This is a genomic window from Serratia sp. CY81684 (assembly GCF_052166595.1).
Lineage (GTDB): Bacteria > Pseudomonadota > Gammaproteobacteria > Enterobacterales > Enterobacteriaceae > Serratia > Serratia nematodiphila.
The window spans coordinates 1,029,631-1,047,566 of the sequence record NZ_JBJNOO010000001.1; the positions used below are offsets into that span (position 1 = coordinate 1,029,631).

Sequence of the window (17,936 nt, forward strand, 5' to 3'; positions counted from 1 at the left end):
AGTAAAGGCTTTCCCGCTAAAGATCACGGTGAGTTATTATCCGCCAGGTGTGCAACCGGCTGCAGGGTGCGTTATACTGGCTAAAAAACCAGTATTCATTCATCAGCAGGATAATGCCACCGCCATGATGCCAAACCGCCTCGAGCCGGAACTCGACATTTATCAATACCCGGAGCACCTGCGCGCCTGCCTGGCGCCGTTGCCCAAAGGGCCGGGCGTGTATGTGTTTCACGGTCAAAGCGAGAGCCTGCCGCTTTACATCGGCAAAAGCGTCAACGTACGCAGCCGGGTGATGGCGCATTTTCGCGCGCAGGACGAGGCTAAAATGCTGCGCCAAACCCGACGCATCAGCTTTATCGAGACCGCCGGCGAACTGGGGGCGTTGCTGCTGGAGGCGCAGCTGATCAAGCAGCAACAGCCGCTGTTCAACAAACGCCTGCGGCGCTCGAAGCAGCTGTGTGCGCTGCGTTTGCAGGCGGGGAGCGTGACGATAGCGCATGCCAAAGAGATTGATTTCGCTGTCACGCCCGATCTCTATGGGCTGTTTGCCAATCGCCACGCCGCGCTGGAAAAGCTGCGCGCCATCGCCGACGAGCATCGTTTATGTTACGGCAAGCTGGGGATCGACAAGCTGCCGGCGGGGCGAGCCTGTTTCCGCTACAGCCTGCGCAAGTGCGCCGGCGCCTGCTGTGGCGTGGAGTCGGCGCAGGAACATGCGCTGCGGCTCAGCGCGGCGCTTGAACAGTTGCGCATCGCCTGTTGGCCGTTCGCCGGACGCGTGGCGCTGGAGGAGCAGGGCGAGGCGCTGCGGCAGTACCATGTTATCCACAATTGGTTTTATCTGGGATCGGTCAGCAGCCTGGCGCAGGCGAAGTTGCTGCAGAGCGCGGCCAGCCACTTTGACAGCGATGGCTACAAGATTCTGTGCAAGCCGCTCATCGGCGGCGATTACCGGATTATTGCGCTGCCTTAATGCCGGAACGCTATCGATTACCTAAGATTTATCCGTAAATGCATGACATTATGCTAAAAAAGCTTGAGTCCATAATGTTGTTATGGATAATGTCGCCCCGAAGCGAAGGAACGCGCTATTAACTCAGTTGGCAGAGTGATTGGTTTTATAATGGCTTGTTTTGGCTTGAAAATTGATAGACGCGGGTTCGAGTCCTGCATAGCGCGCCAGCTTTCTTTCCCTTCACCTCACCGCGTTTACCGTAAAGCGCACCCGGGTTGATTTGCACTATCGGCTCCTCGTTGGGATTTTCGGGTGTGCTTTACCGTAACCGCTGGCTTTCCTTCCTCTTTCTCTTTCGATCCTTTGCTAAACTGTAATCAGGCAGGCTTGCTGCCCGGCAACAGGAGGTCGATATGTCTCACTCCGAGCAACTGCAGGAGCTCTTGCAACGCGTCGCCGCCCTTGAGGCGAGAGAGAAAGCGCTGAGCGCCGCGTCCAACGCTTACCAGGCGATTATCACCACCATGTTGGGCAATATGGAGAAGACCGAGCGTGACCGGATCATCGCGATGATCGATCAGGCCCATGAAATCGCTTACGCCCGCGCCATTCAACGCAGCAACGAACCGCAAAAGCAGAAGATCAAACAGGCCGACGACGTCGCCCAGCGCATGTTCATGTTTGCGCAAGGCAAAGCCACTCAGCCGCGCTGAAGCCGAACTATAACAGTTGCCGCCATTAAGTTGGCTAACTGATCTACCCGGCAAAACTGTACTTGTGTTACTTTTAGCGGTGAGATTTGATGGCAATGCTGTTTCCAGCATAAGGTTGTAACGATGGACGCGATTAAAAGCATCTTGGTTAAAGAGATTGAACAGATCAATCGGCGCGAAGGGCGGGACGGCAAGCCGCGCTTCAACAGCGAATTCGCCCGCACTCACCGCTATCTGTGCCTTGCCATGTTCGCCGGTTACTTCGCGGTGATCGCCGTGATGTATCAGGTGCCGTACATGGGGATATATGCCTTCCTGGGCTTCACCGCTTTCGTGCTGTTCATGTTCGCCATGCTGCTGATCGAGATCCGGCCGGTGTACCGCTTCGAGGACATCGGGGTGCTGGATCTGCGAGTTTGCTACAACGGCGAATGGTACTTCACCCGCGCGCTGTCGCCTTATGCGGTGCAGCAGCTGCTGGATGAGCCGTCCATCGGCGCTGCGCTGAAACAGAAGATGCGAATCATCATCGGCAACAAGGGCGAAATCGACTTCTACGACGTGTACGACATGGCCTACGGAAAAAAGCCGCAGGATGAGCCGTCTCAGCTGGCGGCGGCGAACTGAAAGGTTTCCGGCCGGCGGCTTGTCGATTATACTCAGCGTTTGAACGCGAAGCAGAATGAGGACCAAGCGATGAGTGATGATATTTTCGATTTTGATATCGATGCCGAACTGGCGAAAGCCGAAGAAAAAGCGGCGCAGAAGGTAAAAGAGGTCCCCGAGTTCCTCGAAGACGAAGCGGACTGCGAAGGTTGCAAGATCTGATTGCCTGACCCATAAAAAAAACCGCCGTGGCGGTTTTTTTTTATGTCTGAGCGTCGCGCGGCGTCAATCCAGCACGAATCCCCAGATCAGGAACGCCGCCACCAGAATCAGGCAAAGCGCGGACACCGTCACCAGTATTTTCCCCAGAATGTCTTTTTCTTGTTCCTGCTGCGTCACGTTGAAATTATCCAATTAAAAGTCTATGGACCAAACCGGCGATGCCGAGATCGAGCGCCGCTACGCCCAGCGCCATGATCACTATCACCGAAAGAAATCGAGTCTTGCCGTTCACTTTCCTAATCCCTGTCGGCGCCGTTATATCAAAGGGATATAATTTGGCGGCGCCGTACTGCATACATCGTGATAGAGATTAAGAGCGTTCTTAAGGCCAGAAGTTCCCTCATCTGATAGGCCGGCGCCTGAGCGGCAGCGTTAGTCGGTCACGATCCGCACGCCTATCTTGCTGACTTGATTGCCTTCCATTTCGGCAATGGTCCAGGTCAGACCGTCCCATTCCACCTGGTCGCCGATCACCGGTTCACCGCCGATCAGCTGAATGACGAACTGCCCCAGCGTCTGCTGCTCATCCACGTCGTCTTGCAGATTGAGGCCATAGACCTGCGAGATATCGCTCAAACGGGCGTCGGACTGCAGGATAAAGTCGCCGAAGAAGCGTTCGTCGAGCGTCACGGCCGGCGCCTGGCTGAACAGCTTGCCGAGGATCGGCAGATCGTGCTCATGGCCAATAACGCACAGAATATCGTTCTCTCGCAGCCGGGTGCTGCCGCTCGGGTGCAGCAGCTCTTTGCCGCGGAACAGGGCGGCGATGCGGGTATTGGGCGGCATTTTCAGCTCGCGCAGCGCCGCGCCGACGCACCAGTTTTCCGCCGAAAGCTGATACACGAACTGTTCCCACTGGTTTTCCGGGTGCACGTCCAGCCCAACACGGGAGATCGGCGTCAGCGCCGGCGGCACGATCACCTTGGCTTTTTTGGCGGCAAACGACAGCGTGGTGCCCTGCAGCAGCAGGGAGACCAGCACCACGAAGAACGCCACGTTGAAGAACAGCTGGGCGTTGGGCAGCCCGGCCATCATCGGGAACACCGCCAGGATCACCGGCACCGCGCCGCGCAGGCCGACCCAGGAAATAAAGCCGCGCTCGCGCAGGGTAAAGCTGCGGAACGGCAGCAGGCCGATAAACACCGACAGCGGGCGGGCGAACAGGATCATCCACAGCGACAGCAGCAGGGCAGGGATGGCGATCGGCAGCAGTTCGTGCGGGTTGAGCAGCAGCCCGAGCACCAGGAACATGCCGATCTGGCTGAGCCAGGCGAGGCCATCGAAGGTTTGTACGATGCCGTGACGGTTGCGGATCGGCCGGTTGCCCAGCAGCAGGCCGCACAGATACACCGCCAGAATGCCGCTGCCGTCCAGCGCGGTGGTCAGCGCGAAAATAAGAATACCGCCGCTTACCGCCAGCAGCGGATAGAGGCCGTCCGCCAGTTTGATGTGGTTGATCAGCGTCAGCAGCAGCCAGCCGCCGCCCAGACCGAAGACGATGCCCATGCCGAACTGCTGCATCAGATGCAGCGGGAAGGCCCAGCTCAGTGCGGTTTCCCCGGCGGCGATCATCGCAATCAGCGTGATGGTGAGAAACACCGCCATCGGATCGTTGCTGCCGGATTCGATCTCCAGCGTGGCGCTGACGCGTTCGTTCAAACCTTTGCCCCCCAAAAGAGAGAAGACCGCGGCGGCGTCGGTGGAACCGATGATGGCGCCGATCAGCAGCCCCTGCAGCAGATCGAGATTGAACAGCCAGGCGGCGGCCATGCCGGTCAGGCCGGCGGTGATCACTACGCCGACGGTGGCGAGAGAGAGTGCCGGCCACAGGGCGACGCGGAAAGAGCTGACCCGGGTACGCATGCCGCCGTCGAGCAGGATCACCGCCAAAGCGAGGTTGCTGACCAGATAAGCGACCGGGTAATTGCTGAAGACGATGCCGCCGGGGCCATCGACGCCGGCCAGCATGCCGATCGCCAGGAAGATCACCAGGATCGGAATGCCGAGCCGGGAAGAAAATGAGCTGAGCAGAATGCTTGCCCCCACCAGCACGGCACCGATGACGAACAAACTGTTAATGGTGCTGGCATCCAAAATATTGCTCTCCTGAGGCTGGGGGATAGGGGGCACTGCGCGTGTTTCGATGATAACGTGTTTAGTGGGTAAAACGCCAAGGCTGATTGCGAAAACAATCGATCAATTATTGCCCGTTGGTGCGATTAAACTAAGAAAGTGAGGGGAAGAGGGGAAATTCTGCCTTTTATCCAACATTATCAGGCTGCTGTATTTCGGTTTTGGCAACAATGCCGGGTTTGCACGGTGGGAAAAACCATTAAGCCCGCGCAGGCAGGCTTAATGGTTTGCAGGCGCGGTAGGATTAATGATCGAGCGATTCCAGCGCCCGTTTGATCAGCTCGGTGGCCAGCTTGCTTTCCGCTTCAGAAATGCCGTCGAGATTGAAGTTGGAAAGCTCAGCGACCAAAACGCTGCGTTCTTTGCCGCTGATCGAAGCGTCCAGCGCGGACAGCAACCTGCCGAGGATCTTCAGCAGGGTGGCGTTTTCCGCTATGGCTTCTTGAGCCGGGGTGTTCTTATCGGTCATTCAAAATCCTCTCTGTCGTGACGGAAGGGAGATGCAGCTAACGCCATCGAATAAATTAAACGATCGCGCAGCCCTTCGGGGGTGTTGAGCCCAATCACTACCGTAAGGCAGGGATCCGGATTTCTACTTATGCATTGCAGTTATAACGGCTAGGTTATCTATGCAGCCGTATCACTTTGCCCTAACGGGCGACGCCAGGCTGAGCAATGTGTGCTCTGCATGGCAAGAGAGATGACGCAACCGATAGGTTGCGTCATCAAGTATAGCGACGGGGAGAAAATGTGGAGGCGGTGGAACCGCCTTCAGGAGATTTTTTCTTTTCGCAGACGGTTATTGAAACGAGGACGATCCAACAGGAAAGTAAGATGCAGGCGTTGTATCAGCGCATAGGCGATAACAGGGGCGATTAGGCCGAATAGCGTGCCGGCGATCGCTTGTGTTGGCCAATGGCTGATATGCATAAACTTGGTCAGTACGATGCGTAAGCCGCTGGCCGCGAGGATATGCATCAAATAGATGACCATGCTCAATTCGCCGAGTCGGCGCAGCCAGGAAAGATTCGTTTTGGCCAACAGAACCGACAGGTTGACGATGAAGAAGATGGCTTCAATCGCCAGTAACAGGGAGAAACTTCCGGTATCGGTATACAGCAGGCCTGAATAGCCGTGGAATCCCCACTGCAACGCGATAAACGCGATCAGGGAGGCCAGCAGCGAACCGAAACCCAGATTGGCGATGAGCGAAGCGTAGCGAATGGCAAAAACGCCCAGCAGGAAGAAGATCAAGAATCGGGTAATGTAATCAAAATGGAAGGCTTTGGTGAGGCTGTCTTGGTAGACATACAGCCCCGCGCTGATAACGATCAATACCGGCAGGAGATAGCGGTATGTTTCTTTGCTATACAGCAAGGTGGCCAAAACAAAGACCATGAACAAGGCATACAGGAACCAAAACTGCGCGCGCGGATGCGTAAACAGCGACAGGATATCGCCCAGGCTGGAAGGGTTATTGGTATAGCGCGACAACAGCACTTCCACCATGCCTTGCAGCAGCGACCAGATGACATAGGGATAAACGATGGTATCTATCTTACTGATCACAAAGCGTGTTTTTCCCTTCTTATCCAAGGACTGCGTAAAAAACAGACCCGAAAGGAAGAAAAACAGTGGCATATGAAAACTGTAGATAATGCTGTCTGTCAGTAGATAGGATGAACCGGAAAGCTGAATGCCTGCGCTGTATAGACCCCGATTGACGTGGCCAAAAACCACGAGAATGATGCCGATTCCCTTGGCATAATCGACCCATGCTTCTCTCATATGTGTACCTAGCCCAGAAAGTAACGCAACTGATTTATAAGTATGAATAATGAGCGTAACAGGCAGTTGCCGTTTTGCAATGAATCCCGGGGATTAGGATTAATATTAGGAAAATGCTCAGGGCAGCTATCGCTACGCCGAGGTAGTGAGGCATTTTATCATTGGTGAGGTTAATTTCTGGATGATAAATCATCATCCAGAAATGGGGTGGGAAGCCTAGTGCGGTTTGCCGGAGAACAGGAAGCGCAGCACCGGAATGCGCTTGTGCAGTTCATATAGCGCGAAGGCCAGGGAGAACACAAACAGCAGGCCCAGCAAGAATCCCAACAGGTTGTTGCCGATATACGGCGTCACGAAAGCGCCATATATCAGGGTCAACGGATGGTGCACCAGATATATAAACAGCGAGGCGTTGACCAGATAGGTGATGCGCGGCGAGTGATAATTCAGCAGGTTATGCCCGAAAGAGAACACGACGTTGGTCATCAGGATCCCCATTAGGGTTTTGATCACCACTTCCAGCTCGAACATATAGCTGCTGTGCGCCAACAGCTTTTGGTTCAGCATATATGCGATAAACAGCAGCAGCGAACCGAGCAGCGCCAGCGGCGAGCGGCGCAGAAAAATCTCCTTAAGCCACACATACTTAAACGCATAGGCACCGAGGAGGAAGAACGGCAGGTAGAACATCGTCTCCATCACCACGAAATTGAACAGGCCGTTGGATAATAGCTGCGGGGCGAAAATTAAAATAATGCGGTGCGCGGCCGAGTAGCATACCGCATAAATAAAGAAATACAGTGAGATGTTTCCTAATCCACGCATTCTGTTTATTAGCGTTGGAATATGTTCACGGGTTTGACGCTTGATTTTACGGAACAGATAAAAACAGGCGCAGGTTAACAATGACAGCGTCAATAAGAACCACAGATGAGAAACCAATTCCCAAACTGTTACATTTATTTTCTGATAGAGAGAAAATTCATCCCAGCCGTTTAATTTGTCGGTGAAATATTTCAGCATGAAAAACTGCGGCACCGTGATCAGCGGGATGGAGCTCAACAGCGGGATCGCCACCCGCTCCAGCCTGACCTTCAGCCACTGGTGGCGCTCGTAGCGCTCGTAAAGCATGTAGGAGAAGTAGCCGGATATCACGAAGAACACCTGCATGCGGAAGGCGTGGATGAAATCGTTCAGCACCGTGAGCGAGAAGGAGGGCGACACGCTGTTCACCGCCCAGGTGTGGCTGGAATAAATCAGGGAGAGGTGAAACGGGATGCCAAGCAACATCAAATAGGCTCTGATGGAATCGAGGAAAAACTCGCGCTGTTTGCTGCCTTTAGTCATAGATTACCGCTGATGATTTAATCGAGAGTTCATTAACACGCTTAATAAGTCGTCAAACGTTAAATTGTTATCCGGAACCCTACTATAGCCCCCCGCATTTTTCCATAGCGTCTTGTTGCGCGGCTTGCTACGCTGGTGTTCCATCAGCTGCTTAAACAATGAGCCGTAAACATGAACCATCCATTTATCATGTTGTCGGAAAGCTGAGTAATCCATTAATATGGATTTAAATGCTTTGAGCACACGAATAGGGGGGGATGTGCTAGTTAATATATTATCCGGACAACCACGCGCCGCGAGCGTTCGTTGGTTAGGTGCGACCGTATTGTTCACGCTGTTCAGTTCGCCGGCTTGGGCCTTTTCTATTGATGATGTCGCCAAGCAGGCGCAGGATCTGGCGGCGAAAGGTTTCGAAGCCCCGAAGAGCAACCTTCCTTCTCAGTTCCGCGAGATGAAGTTCGCAGACTATCAGCAGATTCAGTTCAATCACGATAAAGCCTATTGGAGCAAGCTGAAAACCCCTTTCAAGCTTGAGTTTTATCATCAGGGGATGTACTTCGATACGCCGGTGAAAATCAACGAAGTCACCTCCACCAGCGTAAAACAGATCAAGTACAGCCCGGATTATTTCAACTTCGGTTCGGTCAAACACGACCCTGAATCGGTGAAAAACCTCGGCTTTGCCGGTTTTAAGGTGCTTTATCCGATCAACAGCGCCGACAAAAACGATGAGATCATGAGCCTGCTGGGCGCGAGCTATTTCCGCGTGGTGGGTAAAGGACAGGTTTACGGGCTTTCCGCTCGCGGCCTGGCTATCGACACCGCTTTGCCGTCCGGCGAAGAGTTCCCGCGTTTCCGCGAATTCTGGGTTGAGCGTCCGAAGCAGGGCGACAAGCACCTGGTGATCTATGCGCTGCTGGATTCCCCGCGCGCCACCGGCGCTTACCGTTTCACGGTGATCCCGGGCCGCGACACCACCGTGGACGTCGAGTCTAAAGTGTTCCTGCGCGACAAGGTGGGCAAACTGGGCCTGGCGCCGCTGACCAGTATGTACCTGTTCGGGCCGAACCAGCCGTCGCCGACGCTGAACTACCGCCCGGCGTTGCACGATTCCAACGGTCTGTCTATCCACGCCGGCAACGGCGAGTGGATCTGGCGTCCGCTGAACAATCCTAAACACCTGTCCGTCAGCACCTATACCGTCGAGAATCCGAAAGGCTTCGGTCTGCTGCAGCGCGGCCGCAACTTCAAGGATTACGAAGATCTGGACGATCGCTACGATCTGCGCCCGAGCGCCTGGATCGAACCGAAGGGCGACTGGGGCAAAGGCAAGGTCGAACTGGTGGAGATCCCGACGGCGGATGAAACCAACGACAACATCGTCGCGTTCTGGACGCCGGATACCTTGCCGGAAGCCAAAAAGCCGCTGACGCTGAGCTACCGTTTGAACTTCACCCGCGATGAAGACAAACTGCATTCGCAAGATATCGCCTATGTGGCCCGTACCATGCGTTCGACCGGCGACGTGAAGCAGTCCAACCTGATCCGCGAGCCAGACGGCAGCGTGGCCTTCCTGGTTGACTTCGTTGGCCCGGTGCTGAAAGGGCTGGACGCCAATACGCCGGTCGCTTCTCAGATCAGCATCGGCGACAACGGTGAGATGGTAGAAAACAACGTCCGCTATAACCCAGTGACCAAAGGCTGGCGCCTGACGGTGCGTCTGAAAGTGAAAGACGACAAGAAGCCGGTAGAAATGCGTGCGGCGCTGGTCAATGGCGATAAGACTCTGTCGGAAACCTGGAGCTATCAGCTACCTGCCAATGAATAAGCCTACTCAACCCGCCCAGGATTATCTTGCGGCGCTGCCTCTGACCGCCGAGCGGTCGGAGGCGCTCAACCCTCAAACGGCGGATGACGCTCAGGCACTGGAGGCGCTCCATCGGCAGATGGGCGCCGCCGACGCCGACGTCAATAGCCTGTCGGCGGATGACGTGGCGCTGGCCTCGGTCAAACCGCGTATCGAAAACGCCTGGCCGGATGCGGTCAGCGATGAGGACTTCGATACCGACGCCGAAGGGCGCGCCATTCTGAAGGCGACGCCGCCGATCAAACGCACCACCATGTTCCCGGAAGCCTGGCGCACCAACCCGGTGGCGCGCTTCTGGGATTCTCTGCTGGGGCGGTCGCCGCACAATCGGCACGCCACCAAAGAGGAGGCCGAGGCCGAGAACCGCTGGCGTACCGTCGGCTCCATGCGCCGCTATGTGCTGCTGGTGCTGATGCTGGTGCAAACCGGCATCGCCACCTGGTACATGAAAACCATCTTGCCTTATCAGGGCTGGGCGCTGATCGATCCTATCGCCATGCTGGATCAGGATCTGATGCAGTCGGTGTTGCAGCTGCTGCCGTATGTGCTGCAAACCGGCATTCTGATCCTGTTCGCCGTGCTGTTCTGCTGGGTTTCGGCCGGTTTCTGGACCGCGCTGATGGGCTTCCTGCAGCTGCTGATCGGCAAAGACAAATACAGTATTTCCTCCACCATCAAGGGCGATGAGCCGATCAACCCGGCGCACCGCACTGCGCTGATCATGCCGATCTGCAACGAAGACGTCGAACGCGTGTTCGCCGGCCTGCGTGCGACCTATGAGTCCGTCGCCGCGACCGGTCAGCTGGAACACTTCGATATCTACGTGCTGAGCGACAGCTACGATCCGGACATCTGCGTGGCCGAGCAAAAGGCGTGGATGGAGCTGTGCCGCGATGTCGATGGCCACGGCCGCATCTTCTATCGCCGCCGCCGCCGCCGCGTCAAACGCAAGAGTGGCAACATCGACGACTTCTGCCGTCGCTGGGGCGGTGAGTACAGCTACATGGTGATCCTGGATGCCGACAGCGTGATGAGCGGCGAATGCCTCACCGGGCTGGTGCGCCTGATGGAAGCCAACCCGAACGCCGGCATCATCCAGTCGGCGCCGAAGGCGTCCGGCATGGATACCCTGTATGCGCGCGTGCAGCAGTTCGCCACCCGCGTTTACGGGCCGTTGTTCACCGCCGGCCTGCATTTCTGGCAGCTGGGCGAGTCGCACTACTGGGGGCACAACGCCATCATCCGCGTGAAGCCGTTTATCGAGCACTGTGCGCTGGCGCCGTTGCCGGGCGAGGGCTCTTTCGCCGGGTCTATCCTGTCGCACGACTTCGTTGAAGCGGCGTTGATGCGCCGCGCCGGCTGGGGCGTGTGGATCGCTTACGATCTGCCGGGCAGTTACGAAGAGCTGCCGCCAAACCTGCTGGACGAGCTGAAGCGCGACCGTCGCTGGTGTCACGGCAACCTGATGAACTTCCGCCTGTTCCTGGTGAAAGGCATGCACCCGGTGCACCGTGCGGTGTTCCTTACCGGTGTCATGTCCTACCTGTCGGCGCCGCTGTGGTTTATGTTCCTGGCGCTCTCCACCGCATTGCAGGTGGTGCATACGCTGATGGAGCCGCAATACTTTCTGCAGCCGCGGCAGCTGTTCCCGGTCTGGCCGCAGTGGCGGCCCGAGCTGGCGATAGCGCTGTTCTCCACCACGCTGGTGCTGCTGTTCCTGCCGAAGTTGCTCAGTATTGTGCTGATCTGGGCCAAGGGCGCGAAAGAGTACGGCGGGGCGTTCCGTCTGTTCATTTCGATGCTGATGGAAATGCTGTTCTCGGTGCTGTTGGCGCCGGTGCGCATGCTGTTCCATACCGTGTTCGTGGTGAGCGCCTTCCTCGGTTGGGAAGTGGTGTGGAATTCGCCGCAGCGTGACGACGACGACACGCCGTGGGGCGAAGCGTTCCGCCGCCATGGCTCGCAGATGTTGCTGGGCCTGGTGTGGGCCGGCGGCATGGCGTGGCTGGATCTGCGCTTCCTGTGGTGGTTGGCGCCGATCGTGTTCTCGCTGATCCTGTCGCCGTTTGTGTCGGTGTTGTCGAGCCGCGCAACGCTGGGCATGAAAAGCAAACGCGCCAAGCTGTTCCTGATCCCGGAAGAGTACAATCCGCCGCGTGAACTGTTGGCGACGGAAGAATATCTGCATCTCAACCGCAACCGCGCGCTGACCAACGGCTTTATGCATGCGGTGGTCAATCCATCCTTCAACGCGCTGGCGACGGCGTTGGCGACGGCGCGCCACCATCTGCGCGCGACGCTCGATCGCAATCGTGAGGAGCGGGTGAACGAAGCGCTGCAGTTGGGGCCTGAGAAGCTGGTGAAGGGCAAACGTCTGGAGCTGCTGAGCGATCCGGTCACGCTGGCTCGTTTGCATCAGCGCGTCTGGCTGTTGCCGGAAGGCGCCGCCTGGCGTGAGCATTATCAGCAGTTGCCGCACAACCCGCTGGCGCACCCTACGGGCCGGCGTTAATTGCTAATCGGCAACGCTCAGACGGGGAATGCGCATGGCGCATTCCCCGTTTTTTTTACCTTTTGCTTACGTGCGCCGGTACCGGTGGAGAAAGGGAACTGTGATAGACTGCGGCCGATGCGTTGTTCACTCGCGAAACAACCCCTTGCTCAGAGTCAATGTCGTGAAGCTCTCTTCCTATCTTCGGCTGGCCTGCGTGACGGCCGGTGTGATGACACTCACCGGCTGCGGCAGCATTATCAGCCGCACCGTGCCCGGTGCGGGGCATGGCCACCAGTACTATCCCGGCGTGCAGTGGGATCTGCGTGACACGCCCTGGCGCTACGTCACGGTGATAGATGTGCCGCTGTCGATGGTGGTGGACACCTTTATGCTGCCGTTTGATGCGCAGCATGGCCCCTACGAGTAATTTCGTTCAGCGGGTGGCGAACACCACCAGCTGATAGCCTTGCTGCCCGCAATGGAAAGGCGCCAGCGCCGTCATCCCCAACCCTTGCACGTGAGCGGCCAACGAATGCGGATTGTCGTCGTCGATAAACAACGCGCCCACGTCATAGTCATGGCAAGTATGCGCTTTGACCGCGGCGTAGAGGCGCTTCAGCACGCCTTTGCCGCGCCAGGCGGCGGCGAGGCAGACGGGGCCGTAGAGAAACACCCGCTGCTCACTCAGCGGCCGTCCGGCGAAGGATTGCGTGGCGAGCGTCACCAGCATCGCCTCCACCACCGGCGGGCGCGGTTGCACGTCGGCGGGCATCAGGCAAACAAACCCCGCCAGTTGGTTCTCCTGTTCGGCCACCCATATGCCGATGCCGCGGTTGATCGCCGCCAGCTGCGCCTCATTCATGCGCGATACGATAAATCCCTGCCGTTTTTGGCGCTCGTCGAGCGCTTCCGGCACGTTTTCCCCCTGTAGCTGCAAAATGGCGGGGTAGTCGGTAGGGCAGGCCCGGCGAATAATCATGCGGCCTCCTTGGCGATGAAAGCGTGGTGCGGGTTAACGTTCATCCCACTCATCGGCTGCGGCCTGGCCTTCTTCGGTATCCAGCGGCGGTTCGAGCTGAAAGTCGCCTTCCTCCCATTCGTACAGGGTGTTTTCATCTATCCACTCGGCGGTAATTTCCACCTCGTCGTAGTCACCGTCGAAGATCGCCTGCGCCGCCGCACCGCTGCGCAGCGTCAGACATTCTACCGCCTCTCCTTCTTCTTCGAAGAACTCCGCCTGCCACATCGTGTCGCCATCCTGCATCACGTACTTTTGCAGATTGAACTGCTGGGGCACCGGCGGTTCGTCACCGCTGCCGCCTTCGGCGGTGTCGATAAACTCTTCGCGTGCGGCCTCGATGGCTTCTTCCAGGGTTGCATACAGGCTCATGTTCGCCTCCGTTGACAATGAGAGTAAAGCGTCCGGCGCATTGCCGGTGCGGTGGGGGAAACGTCAAAACTAATTGTTGTCTCACTGGCGCAGGATGCAAATTTTTTTGTTGTCCGCTTTGCGACGATGGTTGTCCGCAAAGCGGGAGAAGAGGAGGCGATGGCGGGAAATAATGACGCGATCGTTCACTCTGGCGTCAGGAGAAGCCCATGTTAATCGACCCTTCAAGCAAATACCGACCTTTCCCGCCGGTGGCGTTGCCGGACCGCCAATGGCCTGCGCGTACGCTGCGGCAGGCACCGCGCTGGTGCTCCAGCGATCTGCGCGACGGTAACCAGGCGCTGGCGGAGCCGATGGATAACGCGCGCAAGCGCGAATTCTATCAATTGTTGTTGCAGTGTGGTTTCAAAGAGATCGAGGTGGCGTTCCCTTCGGCGTCGCAAACGGATTTCGACTTTGTACGCACGCTGATCGACGAGCGGCTGATCCCGGACGACGTCACGATCCAGGTGCTGACGCAGTCGCGTGACGATCTGATCGATCGCACCTTCGAGGCGCTGCAGGGGGCGCCGCGGGCTATCGTGCATCTGTATAACGCCACGGCGCCGATGTTTCGCGATATCGTGTTCCGCCAGGATAAGGCGGCGACCGTGGCGCTGGCGGTGAACGGCGCGCGGCGCATCCGCCGGCAGTGCGAGGCGCAGCCCGATACCGCCTGGTGCTTCGAATATTCGCCGGAAACCTTCTGTTTTACTGAGTTAGAGTTTGCGCTGGAGATCTGCGAAGCGGTGGCGGAGGTTTGGCAGCCGGGGCCGCAGCGGCCGATGATCATCAACCTGCCGGCGACGGTGGAAGTGAGCACGCCCAACGTGTATGCCGATCAGATCGAATGGTTCTGCCGTCACTTCAGCCGCCGCGCCGATGTGGCGATCAGCGTGCATCCGCATAACGATCGCGGCACCGGCGTGGCCTGTGCGGAGCTGGCCTTGCTGGCCGGCGCCGATCGGGTCGAAGGCTGCCTGTTCGGCAACGGAGAGCGCACCGGCAACGTCGATCTGGTCACGCTGGCGTTGAATCTCTATACCCAGGGCGTGGCGCCGGGTCTCGACTTCAGCCGCCTGAAGCAGGTGGTGGAGGTGGTGGAGCAGTGCAATCAGCTGCCGGTGCATCCTCGCCATCCTTATGCCGGCGAGTTGGTGTTTACCGCCTTCTCCGGTTCGCATCAGGATGCGATCAAGAAAGGTTTCGCCGCACAGCGGCAGCGGCAAGATGGCCGCTGGCAGGTGCCATACCTGCCGCTCGATCCCGCCGATGTCGGTTGCAGCTATGAGGCGGTGATCCGGGTCAACAGCCAGTCCGGCAAAAGCGGCGCCGCCTGGCTGTTGGAGCAGAATCATGGGCTGGCGTTGCCGCGTGGTTTGCAGATTGATTTCAGCCAGGTGGTGCAGCGCGCGACCGACGATAGCGGCAAAGAAATGAGCGGCGCGCAGCTGTGGCGCTTATTCCGCGATACTTACGGGCTGGTGGAGCAGCCGCGTTTGCAGCTGTTAAGCTACCAGACGGAAAGCCATGGGGTAGAGGCCTACAGCTTCAACGCGCGAGTTGCCTGCGAGGGAGAGCCGCTGCGCCTGCAGGGGGCCGGCAACGGTCTGCTGTCCAGCGCGGTGGATGCACTGCGTCAGCGCTTCGGCTTGCCGCTGGCGATCGAGGATTACCACGAGCATACGTTGGGGCATCAGAGCGATAGCCGAGCGGTGGCCTATATTCGCTGTACGCTGCCGCAAGGTGAGGCGACTTATGGCGTTGGCATCGACGTCGACTCCGCCAGCGCCTCGCTGCAGGCGCTGTTCAACGTCGCCGGGCGCTATCTGGCGCCAACGTCGGCGCAGTCCGGCTGAAATAGTCGCTGGGTGCTACTCCCAGCAGCCGGCGGAACATGGCGCTGAACGCGCTGGGGCTGTCATAGCCGAGATCCAGCGCCACTTCCAACACCGAGCGGCCGGTCGCCAGCGCGTTTAATGCCGCCAGCAAACGGGCGCGTCGCACCCAGTCGCTAAAATGTAGCCCGGTTTCTCGCAGGAAGCGTCGCGACAGGGTGCGTCCGCTGACGCTGAGATGAGCGGCAGCCTGTTCCAGCGTCCAGGGCTGCGCCAGCGTGGCCTGGATATGGCGGCACAGGGCGAGCAACGAGGCTTCGCGAGGTTCCGGCAGGTGCAGCGGCAGGATCGGCAGCATTCGCAACTCATCCAGAATCAGTTCCATCACGCGCTCATCGCGCCCGCCGCTGGGGTAGCCGGGCGCAATCTCCATCGCACAGATAATCAACTCGCGCAGCAGCGGGGAAACCTGCACTACCTGGCATTGGGCCGGCAAATCGGCGCGTGCCAACGGATCGACGAACAACGTCCTGGCCGCCACTTGGCCGGTGATACGCAAGCTGTGCACCACTTTCGCCGGCACCCAGACGCCGCGGCCGGGCGGCACCACCCAGCTGCCGAGCCGGGTCGTGACCTGCACCACGCCGCTCAGGCTGTGGATCAGCTGCGCGCAGTTATGGTAGTGGTCCGGCTCGCTGTCGCCGTGGCGATAATCCCTGGCTAATGGCCGGACAGGCCGATCGGGCGGCAGAACGTCGTGAAAAAACAGCATCGTAAGCAGGCTCCGCGCGGCAAAAGGGGGAGGACAGCATGCCATGCGTCGCTGTTTCACACCAGTCTGTGGCGCGGCACGGTAAAATGGTTTATAAAATTATATTATATAATTTTATAAACTGAAGGAGGGGCAATGGATATTGATGCGATGCGCAAGGCGGCGGCGCAGGCCGGTGCGATGCTGCGTACCCTGGGCAACGAAGATCGGCTGCTGCTGCTGTGCCGGCTCAGTCAGGGCGAGATGGCGGTGAGCGAACTGGCGCAGGCGCTGGATATCCGCCAGCCGACACTGTCCCAACAGCTTGGCGTGCTGCGCGAGGAGGGGTTGGTCTCCACCCGGCGAGCCGGCAAGCAGATTTACTATGCGGTGGCCGATGCCAAAGCGCTGGCGCTGCTCGCGACCCTGTATCAACTGTATTGCCCACAACCGGAGAACCGCGATGACCATTGACTGGCAGCACTTCACGCCGTATTCCGCGTTGGCGGGCGGGGCCATTATCGGCGGCGCGGTAGCGCTGCTGCTGTTGTTCAACGGCCGGATCGCCGGTATCAGTGGCATTACCGGCGGTTTATTGAGCGCGGGCGGCCGGGAGCGGGGCTGGCGCGCCGCATTTATTGGCGGGTTGCTGCTCTCCCCCTGGCTATATGCTGCCGCTGCGGCGTTGCCATCCGGTGAGATCTCGGTTGGCAACGGCTGGCTGGCGGCCGCAGGGCTGTTGGTGGGCTTGGGTACTCGATTGGGCAGCGGTTGCACCAGCGGGCACGGCGTGTGCGGCGTCGCGCGGTTGGCGCCGCGTTCACTGGCCGCCACGGCGTTGTTTATGCTGCTGGGCTTTATGACCGTGTGGCTGATGCGCCACACGTTGGGGGGGTGAAAATGCTTAAAACGCTGTTGGCGCTGCTGAGCGGCGTCATTTTCGGTCTGGGGTTAATTATTGCCGGCATGGCCAATCCGGCCAAGGTGTTGGCGTTTCTCAACGTTACCGGCCAGTGGGATCCCTCGTTGGCACTGGTGATGGCTGGGGCGATCGCGGTAGCGGCGCCGGCCTTCCTGTGGGCGCGGCGACGCGAACGGAGCCTGTTGGGGGAAACGCTGCAGATCCCGACCGCCGGGCGTGTGGATCGCCGTTTACTGGCGGGCAGCGCGCTGTTCGGCGTCGGCTGGGGCATCGCGGGTATTTGCCCTGGCCCAGCCTGGGTGTTGGCCGGGGCGGAGATAAGTCGGGTATGGCCGTTCCTGCTGGCGATGCTGGCGGGCATGGCGTTGTATGACGTTATTATGAGGCGGAGGCGTACATGTCGATAGCCAAAGCGGTGTTGCGCATTGCACGCCCGACCGATCGGTTGCAAGAGATTGCTACGCTGTATTGCCGCGGGCTGGGTTTCGAAAGGCTGGGCGAGTTTGTCGATCATCTGGGCTTTGACGGCATGATGATCGGGCATCCGCAGCATGCTTACCATCTGGAGTTTACGCAGCATCGTGGGGTGCAGGTTGGACAAGCGCCGACGCAGGATCACCTGCTGGTGTTTTATCTGCCGGATGAGAACGAATGGCGAGCCGCGTGTGAGCGGATGCGGGCGGCGGGGTTCTTGGCGGTCGCCGCCTATAACCCCTATTGGGATCGGGCGGGGCAAACCTTTGAAGATCCTGATGGCTACCGGGTGGTATTGCAACACCAGGCCTGGCAGGCATAAAAAAACCGGCGCATC

The 17,936-nt window shown here is 58.4% G+C and carries 20 protein-coding genes and 1 tRNA gene; 13 read left to right on the plus strand and 8 right to left on the minus strand.

From position 1 onward, the window contains the following. The first annotated feature begins 124 nt into the window (after positions 1 to 124). The 5 genes from cho to ACJ8QF_RS05095 all read left to right on the plus strand — a co-directional run bounded on the left by cho (position 125) and on the right by ACJ8QF_RS05095 (position 2,496). Positions 125 to 973: an excinuclease Cho gene (gene cho / locus ACJ8QF_RS05075; protein ID WP_325962011.1), complete on the plus strand. Its 849-nt coding sequence runs from the start codon at positions 125 to 127 to the stop codon at positions 971 to 973. 112 nt (positions 974 to 1,085) lie between these two features. Next, positions 1,086 to 1,182 (plus strand) — tRNA-OTHER (locus ACJ8QF_RS05080). Between the two features lie 186 nt (positions 1,183 to 1,368). Beyond that, positions 1,369 to 1,668, plus strand: a complete 300-nt coding sequence (locus ACJ8QF_RS05085; RefSeq protein ID WP_286094038.1) for a sigma-S stabilization anti-adapter protein IraP — start codon at positions 1,369 to 1,371, stop codon at positions 1,666 to 1,668. Between the two features lie 123 nt (positions 1,669 to 1,791). Next, complete coding sequence (locus tag ACJ8QF_RS05090; protein ID WP_004927898.1) at positions 1,792 to 2,295, plus strand: YlaC family protein; 504 nt, start codon at positions 1,792 to 1,794, stop codon at positions 2,293 to 2,295. Positions 2,296 to 2,364: 69 nt separating this feature from the next. After that, positions 2,365 to 2,496 (plus strand): hypothetical protein, encoded by a 132-nt coding sequence (locus ACJ8QF_RS05095; RefSeq protein WP_015377413.1) that lies wholly within the window; start codon positions 2,365 to 2,367, stop codon positions 2,494 to 2,496. Between the two features lie 63 nt (positions 2,497 to 2,559). On the opposite strand, the gene ACJ8QF_RS05100 is transcribed toward ACJ8QF_RS05095, so the two are convergent. From ACJ8QF_RS05100 to mdoC, 5 genes are all read right to left on the minus strand, one after another. Continuing rightward, entirely contained in the window at positions 2,560 to 2,688 is a 129-nt protein-coding gene (locus ACJ8QF_RS05100) for a hypothetical protein (RefSeq protein ID WP_016928228.1), read from the minus strand. Between the two features lie 240 nt (positions 2,689 to 2,928). Next, complete coding sequence (locus ACJ8QF_RS05105) at positions 2,929 to 4,650, minus strand: potassium/proton antiporter (RefSeq protein ID WP_131164377.1); 1,722 nt, start codon at positions 4,648 to 4,650, stop codon at positions 2,929 to 2,931. Between the two features lie 283 nt (positions 4,651 to 4,933). After that, positions 4,934 to 5,158, minus strand: a complete 225-nt coding sequence (locus ACJ8QF_RS05110; protein ID WP_004927891.1) for a hypothetical protein — start codon at positions 5,156 to 5,158, stop codon at positions 4,934 to 4,936. A 302-nt stretch (positions 5,159 to 5,460) separates the two neighbouring features. After that, positions 5,461 to 6,477: an acyltransferase family protein gene (locus ACJ8QF_RS05115; protein ID WP_033645448.1), complete on the minus strand. Its 1,017-nt coding sequence runs from the start codon at positions 6,475 to 6,477 to the stop codon at positions 5,461 to 5,463. A 216-nt stretch (positions 6,478 to 6,693) separates the two neighbouring features. Then, positions 6,694 to 7,824 (minus strand): glucans biosynthesis protein MdoC, encoded by a 1,131-nt coding sequence (gene mdoC / locus ACJ8QF_RS05120; protein ID WP_131164376.1) that lies wholly within the window; start codon positions 7,822 to 7,824, stop codon positions 6,694 to 6,696. Positions 7,825 to 8,083: 259 nt separating this feature from the next. On the opposite strand from mdoC, the gene mdoG reads away from it, so the two are divergent. From mdoG to ACJ8QF_RS05135, 3 genes are all read left to right on the plus strand, one after another. Beyond that, positions 8,084 to 9,652 (plus strand): glucans biosynthesis protein MdoG, encoded by a 1,569-nt coding sequence (gene mdoG, locus ACJ8QF_RS05125; protein WP_004927882.1) that lies wholly within the window; start codon positions 8,084 to 8,086, stop codon positions 9,650 to 9,652. Then, positions 9,645 to 12,203, plus strand: a complete 2,559-nt coding sequence (gene mdoH / locus ACJ8QF_RS05130) for a glucans biosynthesis glucosyltransferase MdoH (protein WP_442537332.1) — start codon at positions 9,645 to 9,647, stop codon at positions 12,201 to 12,203. Before mdoG ends, mdoH begins: the two co-directional genes overlap by 8 nt. 163 nt (positions 12,204 to 12,366) lie before the next feature. Continuing rightward, positions 12,367 to 12,612, plus strand: coding sequence for a YceK/YidQ family lipoprotein (locus tag ACJ8QF_RS05135; RefSeq protein ID WP_004927875.1), 246 nt, complete (start codon positions 12,367 to 12,369; stop codon positions 12,610 to 12,612). Between the two features lie 6 nt (positions 12,613 to 12,618). Here the strand turns inward: ACJ8QF_RS05135 and ACJ8QF_RS05140 are convergent, their stop codons facing one another. Next, positions 12,619 to 13,164 (minus strand): GNAT family N-acetyltransferase, encoded by a 546-nt coding sequence (locus ACJ8QF_RS05140; RefSeq protein ID WP_265261625.1) that lies wholly within the window; start codon positions 13,162 to 13,164, stop codon positions 12,619 to 12,621. 33 nt (positions 13,165 to 13,197) lie between these two features. After that, complete coding sequence (locus tag ACJ8QF_RS05145) at positions 13,198 to 13,575, minus strand: MysB family protein (RefSeq protein ID WP_004927872.1); 378 nt, start codon at positions 13,573 to 13,575, stop codon at positions 13,198 to 13,200. Between the two features lie 209 nt (positions 13,576 to 13,784). Between ACJ8QF_RS05145 and leuA the strand changes: the two genes are divergently transcribed. After that, positions 13,785 to 15,473, plus strand: a complete 1,689-nt coding sequence (leuA, locus tag ACJ8QF_RS05150) for a 2-isopropylmalate synthase (protein ID WP_166445018.1) — start codon at positions 13,785 to 13,787, stop codon at positions 15,471 to 15,473. Here leuA and ACJ8QF_RS05155 read toward each other — a convergent pair. Continuing rightward, positions 15,424 to 16,224, minus strand: a complete 801-nt coding sequence (locus ACJ8QF_RS05155) for an AraC family transcriptional regulator (RefSeq protein WP_033633370.1) — start codon at positions 16,222 to 16,224, stop codon at positions 15,424 to 15,426. The genes leuA and ACJ8QF_RS05155 overlap by 50 nt on opposite strands. A gap of 135 nt (positions 16,225 to 16,359) precedes the next feature. Here ACJ8QF_RS05155 and ACJ8QF_RS05160 point away from each other — a divergent pair, with 135 nt between their 5' ends. The 4 genes from ACJ8QF_RS05160 to ACJ8QF_RS05175 are packed head-to-tail and all read left to right on the plus strand — an operon-like array spanning position 16,360 to position 17,921. Beyond that, complete coding sequence (locus ACJ8QF_RS05160) at positions 16,360 to 16,677, plus strand: ArsR/SmtB family transcription factor (RefSeq protein ID WP_004927863.1); 318 nt, start codon at positions 16,360 to 16,362, stop codon at positions 16,675 to 16,677. Continuing rightward, the gene (locus tag ACJ8QF_RS05165) at positions 16,667 to 17,101 is read left to right on the plus strand and encodes a YeeE/YedE family protein (protein WP_004927858.1); all 435 of its coding nucleotides are present in this window, start codon (positions 16,667 to 16,669) and stop codon (positions 17,099 to 17,101) included. Before ACJ8QF_RS05160 ends, ACJ8QF_RS05165 begins: the two co-directional genes overlap by 11 nt. Positions 17,102 to 17,103: 2 nt before the next feature. Further along, complete coding sequence (locus ACJ8QF_RS05170) at positions 17,104 to 17,532, plus strand: DUF6691 family protein (protein ID WP_442537333.1); 429 nt, start codon at positions 17,104 to 17,106, stop codon at positions 17,530 to 17,532. After that, a complete protein-coding gene (locus ACJ8QF_RS05175) occupies positions 17,523 to 17,921 on the plus strand; it encodes a VOC family protein (protein WP_131164371.1) in 399 nt (132 codons plus the stop codon). The genes ACJ8QF_RS05170 and ACJ8QF_RS05175 overlap by 10 nt, the downstream gene beginning before the upstream one ends. Positions 17,922 to 17,936 lie beyond the last annotated feature (15 nt).